The following is a 13,440-nucleotide window of genomic DNA, read 5'->3' as shown; positions in this document are numbered from 1 at the left end:
GTGTTTAGTGTAAATATTTAGAAATGTATTTGAGAAGCACCAGTCAAAGACTGGCGCTAGTGTTTATTGTAACAGTCTAGTAACTGGTAACTAGCACCTAGAAACTACTCTCTGTTTGGAAACTGTTCATTATGCAGCAGATCACCAACACTGGATAGAATGTTGAGTTTGCCGCCGTATGTTTTTTGAAGCAGTTCTTTGGTAAAAACTTTTTCTGTCGGGCCGCTTGCTACCAACCTGGTATTTAATAATAAGATCCAATCAAAGTATTCGTCTGCTGAATTCAGATCGTGGTGTACAACGATGATGGTCTTACCTTTTGCCGTCATTTCTTTTAATAAAGCAATGATTGTTTTTTCGGTTGAGGCATCTACTCCTGCAAAGGGTTCGTCCATGAAATACAGGTCGGCGTCCTGTGCAAGGGCTCGTGCAAGGAATACACGCTGTTGCTGTCCGCCCGAAAGCTGAGAGATCTGTCTGTCTGCAAATGCTTCCATGCCTACCTTACGCAGACAATCCAAGGCTACTTCTTTATCGGCCTGACGGAGCGATTTGAAAATACCTACGTGTCCGTATCGTCCCATCAATACCACGTCAAGCGCTGAAGCAGGGAAATCCCAGTCTACAGACTCGCGTTGCGGTACATAACTGACTTTTTTTCGAACTTCTTCCAGATCTTTATTGAATAATTTTACATAACCACTTGCTTTAGGGATCAGGCCCATAGCGGTTTTGATCAACGTGGATTTTCCGGCACCATTCGGACCGATGATTCCAGCCAGTACACCTTGAGGTAAGGTCAGATCAATGTTCCATAATACTGGACGTTTTGAATAACTAACCGTTAGATCGTGTATTTCCAATATTGGATCTGCAACATGTTCGATCATATCTAAAATTTTTAAGCTGAATTAAAATGTACAGTTTCTGTTATTAGCGTCGTCAGACCGCTTGTTTGCGGTCGTACCACTTGTTCGAATGACAAATAAATTATCTCTTATTTCAAAGCAGCAACAATTGTTGCCACATTTTTCCGAACCATGCCCTGGTAAGTACCTTCGGGTGTATCGGCAGCGCCCATCGCATCCGAAAAGAGTGTTCCTCCGATCGAGATGTTGTGTCCTCTCTGGCGGCAGCCATCCAGCACTGCTTTAATAGATTGGTCCGAAACAGATGTTTCAATGAATACCGATTTTATTTTTCGTTCCACAATCAGATTGACCAATTGCGTTACGTCGTTCAACCCAAAATCAGACACCGTAGAAATTCCCTGCAAACCTTTTACTTCGGTATCGTATGCCAGACCAAAATAACCAAAGGCATCGTGCGCAGTGATCAGCACCCGTTGTGCTTTCGGTATACTTTCCATGTTCGCTTTTACTTCTTTGTGCAGACTATCCAATTGTGTTAAATAGGTGGTGCTGTTTGTTTGTATCGCTGCAGCCAACGTTGGTTGTTTGGCAGACAGTGTTTTGGCCATAGCAGCAACAGCTTCTTTCCATAAAGCTACATCAAACCAGATATGCGGATCGTATACCTTTGCATTCGCATCCAGTAAACGCAGTTTTTCTTTTGGTACACCGTCGCCCATGGCAATCACAATTTTCTTTGAAGAAAGTTTCTCAAGGATCTCAGACATTTTACCTTCAAGATGAAGGCCATTGTATACAATAACATCCGCTTGTTGCAAACGCTCCAGATCACCTTGTGTTGCCTTATATAGATGTGGATCTACGCCTGGACCCATAAGTGAGATCACTTCTGCCTGATCACCTACAAGATTTATAACTGCATCGCCGATCATGCCCGTTGTGGTAACGATCACAAGCTTATGCGGCTTATCTGTACGTGTCTCCGAATTGGAGCAGGAGAAAAGAACGGTGGCAAGAAAGAAGTAAAGAATATTTTTCATAGTAGATAAATTGGGAAGCTGGTTATAATGGGTACGGTATAAATCAATCGGATACATAGAGATTTTTTGCTACTTCATAAGAAATAACGAGTTGTTTATCTTCCTGAAGAAGGATCTCTAAGGAACCATCAAATACAATACGTTCTTTGATCGAGATCTTTGCTCCAGGACAAATATTCAAGCGGTCAAGATATTGCAGAAAGGCAGGAGAGGTTTCGAGCATGCCTACAACGACTCCATTAAAGCCGACAGCCATATCGCATAGCAGGTATTTTTTTCGAATGGTTATTTCGCCCTGAGGATCTGGGATCGGATCACCATGCGGATCAAAGGCCGGATTTCCCAGGAATTCATCCAGTCGGCTTATTAATAGATTGGAGTGTATGTGCTCCAGCTGTTCAGCGATCTCATGTACTTCATCCCAATGAAATTTTAGTTTATCAACTAAAAATACCTCCCACAACCGATGCTTGCGAATGATCTGCAGCGCTTCCTTTTTTCCTTTTTTAGTAAGCGTTACTCCCTGGTATTTTATATAATGGATGTACGACTTTTCAGACAACTTTCGAAGCATGTCTGTAACCGAGGCAGGTTTTGTTTTTAATACTTCCGAAATTCCATTGGTAGATACATCCCGATTCGCATCTCCGGAAAGATGATAAATGGTTTTGATGTAATTCTCTTCGGTATGGGTAAGCATGAATTTATTTTCGTTTTATAAAAATAAGATTTTAGAATAGTCTAAAAAAATATTTTGACATATTTATTTTATCCAGGATATCTCCATCTATTATATAGGATTATACTAATATTGTTCGAAAAGAATAGAAGAGAATAAAAAGGACTATTTTTGTATTAAACGCCTTGAGGAAGAGTTTCTGATCTTGGCTGAAGGAACTGTTCTGTATACCAGTTTTGTAAATTTGATTCTTCCCAGATCAACTTTTTTTGATCGCCCTGCGTGTAAAAAGTAGCGTTGGAAAGTTGATCCAGAATGTCCATTGCTGGAGGAAGATTATTGAATTGGATAATGATACCCGCCCGATACGTTTCGATGTATTCTTCCCATGTTGGATTATACGAACAGATCACCGGAAGATGGTTTAAGAAATATTCAAACAGTTTAGTCGGTACTCTTAAATGTGTGCTTTCGTTAAATCGGTAGGGAAGCAAACCTATGTGATGAGATTGAATAGCTGACAAAATTTCAGTATGATCAACCGGTTTTTCTCCGCCTATAAGTTTGATAAAAGGGAAGGAGGCAATTCGATTTTTAACCTTTGTTAATTCTCTGCAATTTGGAGCAAAACCGATGATGGTTAGTTCAAATCTGCTGTCTTTTAAATACAGACGAATAACCAAATCTATTGCTTCAAAGACTCCATATGAAGTGGCAATTGTACCTGAATACAATAGTTTGATTTTATTTTCATCTTTAATTCTTACAATTTTTGAGGTATCCGGTGCTGACCCCACATACTTATTTTCAAGTACCAGAATGGGTTCCTGTATCCGATCCGCTAACTCATTACGGTATATTTTTTCTGCCAGGAGGTAGCCATTAATGTGCTTTTTACATACCCGTTCTTTCCATCGTACCCAACGTGCAATAATAGGCTTAATTAAAGATGGGAAGGCGTCTGTATAGAGGATATTATGAAAGTAGTTTTCTTGTACATCGTAGATAAATGTGCAACCAAATATTATTTTGTATAAATATGTAACTAACAGTAATTCATGTGTTGAAACTATAATTGTATCAGGTTTTACTTTAACTGCGCGAATGAGAAATTTCCAAGGAGCGATAAAACGTGAAATGGAGATTCGGGTAGCTGAAAAAATAGGATAAAAATGGATATTTTGCTCATCGATCTGACTACTTTTCAGGCCTGCAATGTGGATTTCTGTATTTACCAACAGACTTAAACTTTTCCCGATTTTTTCGTACATTCGGGAATCGTTTGTGGGTTTAAGTATCGAGCCAATAAGTATTCTATGATTCGTCATATTCATAAAAATAGAAAAAAAATTATATTATAAACAATCGAAATGAAAGAAATAATTGAAAAGGCTTGGGAAGATCGTTCAATGCTTTCCAACCCGGAAGTACAAAATGTAATTAATACAGTAATTGAAGAATTGGATAAAGGGCGTTTGCGTGTTGCTCAACCAAACGAAGATGGTACCTGGACTGTAAATGACTGGGTAAAAAAGGCCGTTATTATGTATTTTCCGATTCGCAAAATGGAAACAATTGAATGCGGGCCGATGGAATTTTATGACAAAATGGCGTTGAAAACTGGCTACGAAGCTTTAGGTGTTCGTGTAGTTCCGCATGCAGTTGCGCGTTATGGAGCTTACCTTGCGAAGGGTACGATCCTGATGCCATCGTATGTAAATATAGGTGCATATGTTGATTCCGGTACTATGGTTGATACCTGGGCAACGGTAGGAAGCTGTGCTCAGATTGGCAAAGATGTACACTTAAGTGGTGGTGTTGGTATTGGTGGTGTATTGGAACCGGTGCAGGCTGCTCCTGTAATTATTGGTGATGGTGCGTTTTTAGGTTCCAGATGTATTGTTGTTGAGGGAGTTAGAGTTGGAAAAGAGGCGGTTTTAGGCGCAAATGTTGTATTAACTGCAAGTTCTAAAATTATTGATGTAACAGGACCTGAACCTATTGAATATAAGGGATTTGTTCCAGATCGTTCGGTTGTTATTCCGGGTACAATTCCAAAGGAATTTGCTTCAGGAACGTATCAGGTACCCTGTGCTTTGATTATTGGTAAAAGAAAGCCAAGTACCGATCTGAAGACTTCTTTAAATGATGCATTGAGAGAGAATAATGTGAGCATTTAAATCACATTGAAATATAATTAAAGGAAGAGGGTTTAAGCCCTCTTTTTTTATACTTTAAATTGTATTTTTTTACGATGAATGAAATTATCTCTGTTGCTGTTATAAATTCAGATGCAGGTGTTTGATTATGCAGACAACTCTTTTATATTTGAAAAAACACAAAATATTTCTTTTTAAAATTAAAACAAGCGTACTATGAGCAAGTTAAATTCGATCGGGTTGGATGAACAGTTAGCTAAAGAATTAGCCGAAAAATTGAATGATTTACTCGCTAACTATTCCATCTTTTATATGAATACAAGAGGTTTTCACTGGAATATTTCCGGCGACAAGTTCTTTGAATTGCATCTTAAATTTGAAGAATTGTATAACAATCTGGTTCTTAAAATTGATGAAGTAGCGGAACGTGTATTAACGTTGGCACATACTCCAATGCATTCCTATGCAGATTATATTGCTACGTCTAAAATTGCTTCCGTAAAAAATGTTTCAGAAGGCAAAGTTGCTATTCAGCATATATTGGATTCATTTACAATCATCATTACAAAACAAAGAGATTTATTGGAGTTGTCTGCAAAGGCCAACGATGAAGGTACAAACGCGCTTATGAGTGATTATATCCGGGAGCAGGAAAAACTGGTATGGATGTACCGTGCGTATCTGGGTAAGTAAGATTTAACGTTTTGCATATAAAACAAAAAGCCTCGCATATTGCGGGGCTTTTTGTTTTATATGCGATGAATGTATAATTCGTAACGCATACTTATTTTCCTTTTTTCAGGAAAGGAAGATAATATACATAAGAAGGTTTTGCATCTGTTCCATTCACAGCAACAAATACAGATTTATCCGTTACGCAAACACCAGAAATAGGGGATTGCATGAAATCGATTGGGATTTTAGTCCAGGTGGTACCAAAATCTTCAGAGAAAAATAATTCACCTTGATTTGTTGCCGCATACAAAATACTCCCTTCAGCAACCAGACGTGTTATTGTTTTTCCTTCCATGCCTGCATTTACAGGCTTCCAGGAACTTCCTTTATTGTCGGATTTATAAACGCCATTATCCGTTGCAAGGAATAATACTTTGCCTATATCTGCCAGATCACCTATTTTTTTACTTTCCGGCAAGCCTTTATCGCTATGTTCCCAAGCGGTTCCTTTTTTAATGTTCAAAGAATACACACCATCCCCATTCATGCTGCAGAACATATAGTCTTCAGAATTTTCAATATTATTGATAAAGCTTTTTCCTAATGGATTAAATCCTACACTGATAGAACGGAAGCTTTTACCAAGATTGTGTGATAAATAGATCGTTTTTTGCCAGTTGCAAACAAATAACATGGAGTCCATGCTGTATAAATAGAAGATCTTACTCGTACCTAACTTTCCACTACCAAGTGGTTCCCATTTCTTTAAATCTTTACTTCTGAATAAACCATAACCATCTCTGAAGCCTGTATAATAATATCCAAGATGTTTCATTACCATACTTACTCTGGCATTTTTAAGATTCGGCGAAACGTCAATTTTTTTAAACCGGTAAATAGAATCTATGTATTGATATAAACCTTTATTGGAACACATAAACATGCCATCTCCATGGATGTAATACAGATTATCTATTTGTATACTATCGGGATTGTATCCATATTCTATCTTTTTCCAATCCTTAGAGAGGGTTTTACCTCCAATTGTTTGGCTATAACTGCCTATTTGAAAGGATATAATGAAAATTAATAGTACGTAAATTCGTAACATATGTAGTTATAAGATTGAATAATCAGCCTAATTTATAAAACTAAAGTAATATAACGAAACATTCTATCGGATTATGTCATTAGCAATTAGATTTTTAGGGGTAGTCCAATCGTAAAATCCTTTTTTTGTTTTTTGTCCCAGAAAACCTGCATGTACCATTTTAACTAATAATGGACAAGGTGCGTATTTTGAATTTCCGAAACCTGTATGTAGTACTTCCATAATATGTAAACAAACATCAAGCCCAATATAATCAGCAAGCTGAAGCGGCCCCATTGGATGTGCCATACCCAGTTTCATGATCTGATCAATTTCAGCTATACCGGCTACTCCTTCCTGCAAGGCATAGATCGCTTCATTGATCATAGGCATCAAGATACGATTCGAAATAAAGCCCGGAAAATCTGCAGTGCACACAGGTGTTTTACCAATTGCTTTACTCATTTCTACAATCGATTCGGTTGTTGCTTTACTCGTAAGCATTCCGGAAATAACTTCTACCAAAGGCATGATGGGTACCGGATTCATAAAATGCATCCCGATCACTTTATCTGGACGGTCTGTAAAGCTTGCCAATTGCGTGATTGAGATGGATGACGTATTGCTTGCTAAAATAGTTTCTTCAGGACAAACCGCATCGATCAATTTAAAAACATTCTGTTTGATCTCTATGTTTTCAGGCACCGCTTCTACAACAAGCACACAATTTTTTGCAGCAGATTTAATATCGGTAGTAGGGGTAATGTTCCCTAAAATTGTCTGTTTATCTGAAAGCGGTATACTTCCTTTTGCAATTTGTCGTTCTATATTCGTTGTGATCTTCTGCAGTGCAGCATCTAACGCCTGTGTGTTTGAATCATATAAAAAGACTGGAAAATGATATTGGGCAAAAGTGTGTGCAATTCCACTGCCCATTGTACCAGATCCGATTATTAAAACTTGTTTATTTGAGTTTTGCATAATATAATTCTGAATGAATACTTTAATTTAGGTACGCAAGAAATTTAATTTTGTTTTTTCTTGCAGATTTTGCTAGGCAATGGTAATATTGTATACTAAATTGGTAGAGTATGTTAAAAGCTCTATTGTACGAATCTATAAAAGTTTCATGTTGAAAAAAACTGAAACAAATCAATAAAAATAAATGCTTATAAACCAGCATTTTAAATTTAATGTTATTAAATTGATATAGAAAATCCTCTAGAATTAACATTGGCTTAACAAAGCATTTCCGAAATTTGCACCGAATTAAAAACTGAATAGTCTCTTATAAGTTAAAATGAATATGGAAAATCAAACAATCCCACAAAAGTCTAAATTTAGCTCTACGTTCGCATTATTAGTTATCCCAATTTGCTTAGCAGTATCAATACTTGTATTCATATTTGTATTTGGTGCTTCAAGTAATTTCCAGGCAGATGGCAAACCGGTACCAGGTAACTATTTAGGTATAGTTCATGAAGGTGGTGTTATTGTACCTGTTTTGTTATCATTCTTTTTAATGGTTATTACATTTTCTGTTGAGCGTTTCATTACCATTCAACAAGCATACGGTTCAGGTTCATTGGACAACTTTGTTCGTAAAATAAAATCGTTTTTGTCTACAAATGATGTTGCTTCTGCAATTCAGGTGTGTGAAGAACAAAAAGGTTCTTTAGGTAATGTAACATTAGCTGTATTGAAAAAATATAAATCAGTTGCTGCTGATAAGTCATTGAGCAAAGATCAAAAACAAGTTTCTATTCAAAAAGAATTAGAAGAAGCTACTTCTTTAGAATTGCCAATCTTAGAAAAGAACTTAACAATTCTTGCAACACTTGCATCTGTAGCAACACTTGTAGGTTTGTTGGGTACGGTAATCGGTATGATCAAAGCCTTCGCAGCACTTGCAGCTTCAGGCACTCCGAATGCAGAACACTTGGCATCAGGTATCTCTGAAGCCTTGATCAATACAGCTCTTGGTATTGCTTCATCTGCATTTGCAATTGTATTTTATAACTTATTTACAAGCAAGATTGATACATTAACATACAGTATTGATGAAGTAGGATTCAGCATCAACCAAAATTTTGCTGCTAACCACAAAGAAAAAGAATCAACTGTATTGGCTTAATTAAATAGTACTAATTTATTAGGCCATGTCCAAAGTAAAAGCAAAAAGACAAAGTATTTCTCTTGACATGACTGCCATGTGTGATATGGCATTCCTGTTACTAACTTTCTTTATCCTCACGGCTAAAATGAAAGTACCTGAGCCCGCTCAGTTTGATGTACCATCGTCTGTATCCACTGAGAAATACGAAGAAAAAGATCTGATTCGAATTTCGATCAGTAAAGACGATCGTATTTTCTTAACCATACCGGATCAGATTCTCAGAAGAGAAATGATTGATGCGTATTCAAATACATTTAAACTAAATTTATCGCCTAAACAAAAGGAAACATTCGAATTGACAGAAACTTTTGGTATGCAGCGATCTGATTTAATTTCGTATTTGGCGCAGTCGGATGCAGTGAGAAAAAAGTTTCCACAATCAGGAATTCCGGCAGACTCTACCAATAACGAGTTAGAGCAATGGATTGCTACGGCAAAAGGCGTAAGACCCAAAGTGACTATAGCAATTAAAGGCGATAAAGATGCAAACTATACGAAGTTTGGAGAAGTAATTGCTGCCCTTAAAAAAAGAAGAATTTATGAGTTTAGTCTAGTGACATCACTGGAAAATAAACCCACAAACTTATAAAATATCATGGCTGAAATTAATACAGGCGGCGGCGATAAAGGAGGAAAAAAGAGATCCAAAAAAATGTCTACGAAAGTAGATATGACACCTATGGTGGATTTGGCCTTTCTTTTAATTACCTTCTTTATGTTGGCTACGACCTTAACAAAGCAACAAAAGTTTGATTTTGCTGTTCCGCCGGATGTGAAAGACCAGAAGGATCAACCGGAATTGAAAGCAAGTAATGCAATTACACTTATATTGGGTAAAGACGATGCAGTGTATTGGTATGTAATGAATCAGGATGGCACTACAGATTTTCATAAAACAGATTTCTCTGAAGATGGAATTCGTGCAACACTTATTGAACGTAAAAAGGCCGTTGGTAAAAATTTGAATGTTGTTATCAAGCCAATGAAAGATTCAAAATACAAAAACTTAGTAGACATTATTGATGAACTGGGAATTTTGGGAATTGGGAAGCAAGCATTGGTAGATGCTACACCTAATGACATACAACTTGTTCAGGCAGAAAACGCTTCAGTTAATTAATCTATGGAAAAGGAATTAGATTTATATACAGCTACCTTAGACGAGATCGTTTTTGACGATAGAAACAAATCGTATGGTGGTTATTTTCTTCGTGTTTGGTACGAAAAAAATGTAAGCAAAGCAGTTATATTTACGTGTATTGCTTTTGTCGTTGTAGCTACAAGCATTCATTTTTACTATAAATTTACGGCAAAAGTGGAAGAAGCTTATGTGCCCGTTATAATAGACATGGAGCCGGTTACAGAGGAACTTAAAGCAGAGGAAAAAGAAAAATTGCCACCTCCGCCTCCTAAAGAGCAGCCTAAAATTGAGGAAATAAAATTCATGCCGCCGATCATCAAACCTGATAAGATGGTTGCAAAGGAAGAGCAGATCAATGAACTGGATTCACTTCTGAATAGCAAGGTTTCTACCCAAAATGTTGCAGGTAAAAAATCAGATGAGTATCAGGATCCGGATAATGATCCATCCGGCAAGATAGGTGGTACCGGCACTGAGAAGACTGAAGAAGTATTTACGTTTGCTCAGGAAATGCCTCGATTTAAAGGTACAGCTACCGATGCTGAAAGCGCAAAAGCACGTGAAAAGTATATTATGGGTAAAATGTTCTATCCGGAAGATGCAAAGCAGCGTAAAGTAGAAGGAGTTGTGTATGTTAAATATACAATTACAAAAGAAGGTAAAGTTACAGATGTGCAGGTAGTACCAGGCAGAGGATTGGATCCTTCTTGTGATGCCGAAGCAGTGCGTGTAATTAAATCTATGCCTGATTTTATTCCGGCTCGTCAAAGTGGTGAATTACGAAAAGTTACCTTAACTCAACGTGTTAAATTTACGTTGACAACTCAATAAAATGAAAAATCTTTTTCTCGGATTTAAAATTACTATGGCCGTTGTATACACGGCCATAGGCATTTATTTAATAACCCATCCCCAGGCATTAACGGGCATGCTAAGTAAAGACATGACATTGATCATAGGAGTGGTTTTAATTCTTTTCGGTGCTTTCAGAGGATACCGTGCCTGGTTCATTGAAAGAAATATGTAATTCATATAGTAAGTTGAATACTGTTTTCAAATACCTCTTCTTTTCTTTTGTTTGTTTATTGGCTATTTCCTGTTCAAATAGCAAAGAAAACAAAACAGATGCACAAACAGTCTACGATACTGTAACGGTATTGTGTGACCCTTCATGGGAAAATTCGATTCGGACATTTATTAAAACATACGAAGGGTTAAATCCAACCAGAAAAGTAGTACTGATTGTTAAACCTGAATCGCAGTGCATCACAGATCTGATGAACAGTACGTTTCGAACCGTATTTGTCTCCAGAGATTTAACACCCAAAGAAAAAGATCTTGTGATCAATAATAGATGGCAGATTGAAAGTGATACACTTTGCTACGATGGACTTGCCTGGATTGGTCCTAAATCTTTTCCTAAAGATTCTCTTACAGTTGCTCAAATAAAAGAATTATTTCAAACAGGTTTACTGGATGGAGTATCTTATACGATTCAATTAAATGGAGCAGGCTCTTCAGTCGCAAATTATCTGACAAACTATTTTGGCGTACCGCCATCAACAAAACACATATATACCGGTGGTGATGATGTTGCCATCATCAAATCAGTACAGTCGCGCTCTACAGCGTTGGCATGTATCTCTTCCAGCTGGCTGGTTAATTTAGAAGATAAGCAACACCGCGAATATCTATCTTCTATTAAAATCATTAAGATCAGCGCAACAGCTCAAAGTCAGGCATATTCTCCTTTTCAAAATGATTTAGCATTAGGTACTTATCCATTCAAACGGGTTCTTCGTGTATTAAACCGTGATTCAAGTACAGGTTTAGGCACGGCTTTTGCCTCCTTCTTTATACATAATCGCGGACAGCGGCTCTTTCTTAAAGAAGGCTTATTGCCTTACAAAATACCTGCCCGTGAAATTGAATTTAAAAATTAACAATAATCTGTTCTAAGATCTCAAATAAATAAAACGTTCATGTATATGAAACACGTAATTATCTTTATCTCTGCATTGCTTATTTCATTATCTATTTCGGCTCAGGACGAGCAGGCACAGAAGTATGTAGAGAAAGAACAATATTCTAATGCGAATATCATTTACAAAAATCTTCTTGTTTCAAATAGTAAAAAAGCGGGCGATTATTATTATTACTTAGGTGATATTTGTTTGAGAAAAGAAAAAAATGATTCTGCTAAGTATTTCTTTATGGAAGGTATCAAAGCGGATGAAAGCAATGCCTTAAACTATGTAGGTATAGGTATTGTATCTATGAGAAGTAAGAATACTACTGAAGGGCAGCGTAGTTTTGATAAAGCCTTGCAATTGACATCCAGTAAGAACTCTCAGGTGTTAAATGCAATTGGTGAATATTATGTACTGGATGCCACAGCAGCTGAATTGCCTAAAGGAATTGCCTTGCTTAAAAAGTCTATTGAAGTAGATCCAAAGAATGCTACGGGATGGATATTGCTGGGAGATGCATATGGAAGACAAGGTGACGGTACGAAGCAAATTGAAGATTATAACAAAGCCGGGACTCTGGTTCATTCTGTTCCTTTATTAAAAATGAAATACGGAAAATTATATACAGCTGTCCGTAATACAGATCTTGCTATAAACTATTTTAACGAAGGCTTGGCTGTAGATGCTACGTATGGACCGCTTTACCGTGAATTAGGAGATGTATACAATACAAAAAAGAAATACGACCTGGCAGTTGAAAATTACAAGAAGTATTTATCATACATCGATCGCAACGACGATGTTGAATTCAAATATGGTTTCTTCTTGTGGAAAAGTCAAAAGTACTCAGAAGCTGTAGAGACATTTACAACTCTTGAAAAAAGAAAATATGATAGTCCATATATATATAATACACGTGCTGTATGTTATTATGAATTAGCTAAATATGAACCTGCTAAAAACGATATGGAAACATATTTTAAGAAGGTAAATGCTGCAAGTACGAAATCTGCCGATTATGAATATTACAGTAAAATATTATTGAAGTTAGGGCAGGATTCATTGGCTATAGCTCAAATGGAGTATGCTGTTGCTAAAGATACAACACGTTTGGAACTGTATGGTGAAATCGCTTCTTATTACTATTCAAAAAATGATTATGCAAAAACGGCTGAATATATAAGCAAGCAGATAAAACCTACTACTAAAGAACCGAAAATATTTTTCGAATTAGGAAGAGCATATTTTTATAACAAAGAATATGCAAAGGCAGATTCAAGTTTTGCGAAATTAGTAGAATTAAAACCTGCTGTTTATCTTGGTTATTTATGGAGAGCACGTTCAATTTCCGCACAGGACTTGGAGATGAAACAAGGTTTAGCGAAACCTTTTTACGAGAAAGTTATTGAATTGTGTGGTCCAAGTGGTGCAAAGTATAAAGATGAATTGATTGAAGCAAACGAATATATTGCGGTGTATTATACAGTAAATCGCGATAAAGTAAAAGCGGATGCTGCCTGGAAAAATGTGCTTGCTTTAGACCCAGCCAATACGAGGGCAATAAATGGTTTAAAAGCGAAGTAAAATCCATTTAACATATAAAAAAGGAAGGTGTGTCTGTAACAGGTACACCTTCCT

At 36.8% G+C, this 13,440-nt stretch carries 15 protein-coding genes; 9 read left to right on the top strand and 6 right to left on the bottom strand.

The features are described 5' to 3' along the window. Positions 1-104: 104 nt before the first annotated feature. From A3EE_RS0114270 to A3EE_RS20710, 4 genes are all read right to left on the bottom strand, one after another. Positions 105-890, bottom strand: coding sequence for a metal ABC transporter ATP-binding protein (locus tag A3EE_RS0114270; RefSeq protein WP_018344127.1), 786 nt, complete (start codon positions 888-890; stop codon positions 105-107). Between the two features lie 107 nt (positions 891-997). Beyond that, positions 998-1,912, bottom strand: coding sequence for a metal ABC transporter solute-binding protein, Zn/Mn family (locus tag A3EE_RS0114265; RefSeq protein ID WP_026209787.1), 915 nt, complete (start codon positions 1,910-1,912; stop codon positions 998-1,000). Between the two features lie 43 nt (positions 1,913-1,955). Then, positions 1,956-2,612 (bottom strand): metal-dependent transcriptional regulator, encoded by a 657-nt coding sequence (locus tag A3EE_RS0114260; protein WP_018344125.1) that lies wholly within the window; start codon positions 2,610-2,612, stop codon positions 1,956-1,958. Between the two features lie 155 nt (positions 2,613-2,767). Next, the gene (locus A3EE_RS20710) at positions 2,768-3,862 is read right to left on the bottom strand and encodes a glycosyltransferase family protein (protein WP_018344124.1); all 1,095 of its coding nucleotides are present in this window, start codon (positions 3,860-3,862) and stop codon (positions 2,768-2,770) included. A 93-nt stretch (positions 3,863-3,955) separates the two neighbouring features. On the opposite strand from A3EE_RS20710, the gene A3EE_RS0114250 reads away from it, so the two are divergent. Together A3EE_RS0114250 and A3EE_RS0114245 are read left to right on the top strand one after the other, a co-directional pair. Beyond that, positions 3,956-4,771 (top strand): 2,3,4,5-tetrahydropyridine-2,6-dicarboxylate N-succinyltransferase, encoded by an 816-nt coding sequence (locus tag A3EE_RS0114250; protein WP_026209786.1) that lies wholly within the window; start codon positions 3,956-3,958, stop codon positions 4,769-4,771. A 195-nt stretch (positions 4,772-4,966) separates the two neighbouring features. Beyond that, entirely contained in the window at positions 4,967-5,443 is a 477-nt protein-coding gene (locus A3EE_RS0114245; RefSeq protein WP_018344122.1) for a Dps family protein, read from the top strand. Positions 5,444-5,534: 91 nt separating this feature from the next. Here the strand turns inward: A3EE_RS0114245 and A3EE_RS0114240 are convergent, their stop codons facing one another. Both A3EE_RS0114240 and A3EE_RS0114235 read right to left on the bottom strand, forming a co-directional pair. Then, positions 5,535-6,536: a DUF6242 domain-containing protein gene (locus tag A3EE_RS0114240; RefSeq protein ID WP_051081620.1), complete on the bottom strand. Its 1,002-nt coding sequence runs from the start codon at positions 6,534-6,536 to the stop codon at positions 5,535-5,537. Between the two features lie 63 nt (positions 6,537-6,599). Beyond that, entirely contained in the window at positions 6,600-7,496 is an 897-nt protein-coding gene (locus tag A3EE_RS0114235) for a 3-hydroxyacyl-CoA dehydrogenase family protein (RefSeq protein ID WP_018344120.1), read from the bottom strand. Between the two features lie 319 nt (positions 7,497-7,815). Between A3EE_RS0114235 and A3EE_RS0114230 the strand changes: the two genes are divergently transcribed. From A3EE_RS0114230 to A3EE_RS0114200, 7 genes are read left to right on the top strand one after another with little or no spacing between them, the layout of a single operon-like run. Beyond that, positions 7,816-8,649, top strand: coding sequence for a MotA/TolQ/ExbB proton channel family protein (locus tag A3EE_RS0114230; RefSeq protein ID WP_018344119.1), 834 nt, complete (start codon positions 7,816-7,818; stop codon positions 8,647-8,649). A 25-nt stretch (positions 8,650-8,674) separates the two neighbouring features. Further along, positions 8,675-9,280 (top strand): ExbD/TolR family protein, encoded by a 606-nt coding sequence (locus A3EE_RS0114225; protein WP_018344118.1) that lies wholly within the window; start codon positions 8,675-8,677, stop codon positions 9,278-9,280. A gap of 6 nt (positions 9,281-9,286) precedes the next feature. Then, positions 9,287-9,811 carry an ExbD/TolR family protein gene (locus A3EE_RS0114220; RefSeq protein ID WP_018344117.1) on the top strand — a complete coding sequence of 175 codons (525 nt, stop codon included), beginning with the start codon at positions 9,287-9,289 and terminating at the stop codon, positions 9,809-9,811. A gap of 3 nt (positions 9,812-9,814) precedes the next feature. Further along, positions 9,815-10,663: an energy transducer TonB gene (locus A3EE_RS0114215; RefSeq protein WP_018344116.1), complete on the top strand. Its 849-nt coding sequence runs from the start codon at positions 9,815-9,817 to the stop codon at positions 10,661-10,663. Position 10,664: 1 nt separating this feature from the next. Then, positions 10,665-10,859 carry a hypothetical protein gene (locus tag A3EE_RS0114210; RefSeq protein ID WP_018344115.1) on the top strand — a complete coding sequence of 65 codons (195 nt, stop codon included), beginning with the start codon at positions 10,665-10,667 and terminating at the stop codon, positions 10,857-10,859. 13 nt (positions 10,860-10,872) lie between these two features. After that, entirely contained in the window at positions 10,873-11,775 is a 903-nt protein-coding gene (locus tag A3EE_RS0114205) for a substrate-binding domain-containing protein (RefSeq protein ID WP_157447034.1), read from the top strand. A gap of 45 nt (positions 11,776-11,820) precedes the next feature. After that, a complete protein-coding gene (locus A3EE_RS0114200) occupies positions 11,821-13,386 on the top strand; it encodes a tetratricopeptide repeat protein (RefSeq protein ID WP_157447033.1) in 1,566 nt (521 codons plus the stop codon). The last annotated feature ends 54 nt before the right edge of the window (positions 13,387-13,440 follow it).

It is taken from the genome of Cytophaga aurantiaca DSM 3654 (assembly GCF_000379725.1).
Lineage (GTDB): Bacteria > Bacteroidota > Bacteroidia > Cytophagales > Cytophagaceae > Cytophaga > Cytophaga aurantiaca.
Note: the sequence above shows the minus strand (reverse complement) of the source record. Positions and strands in the feature narration are given on the sequence as shown.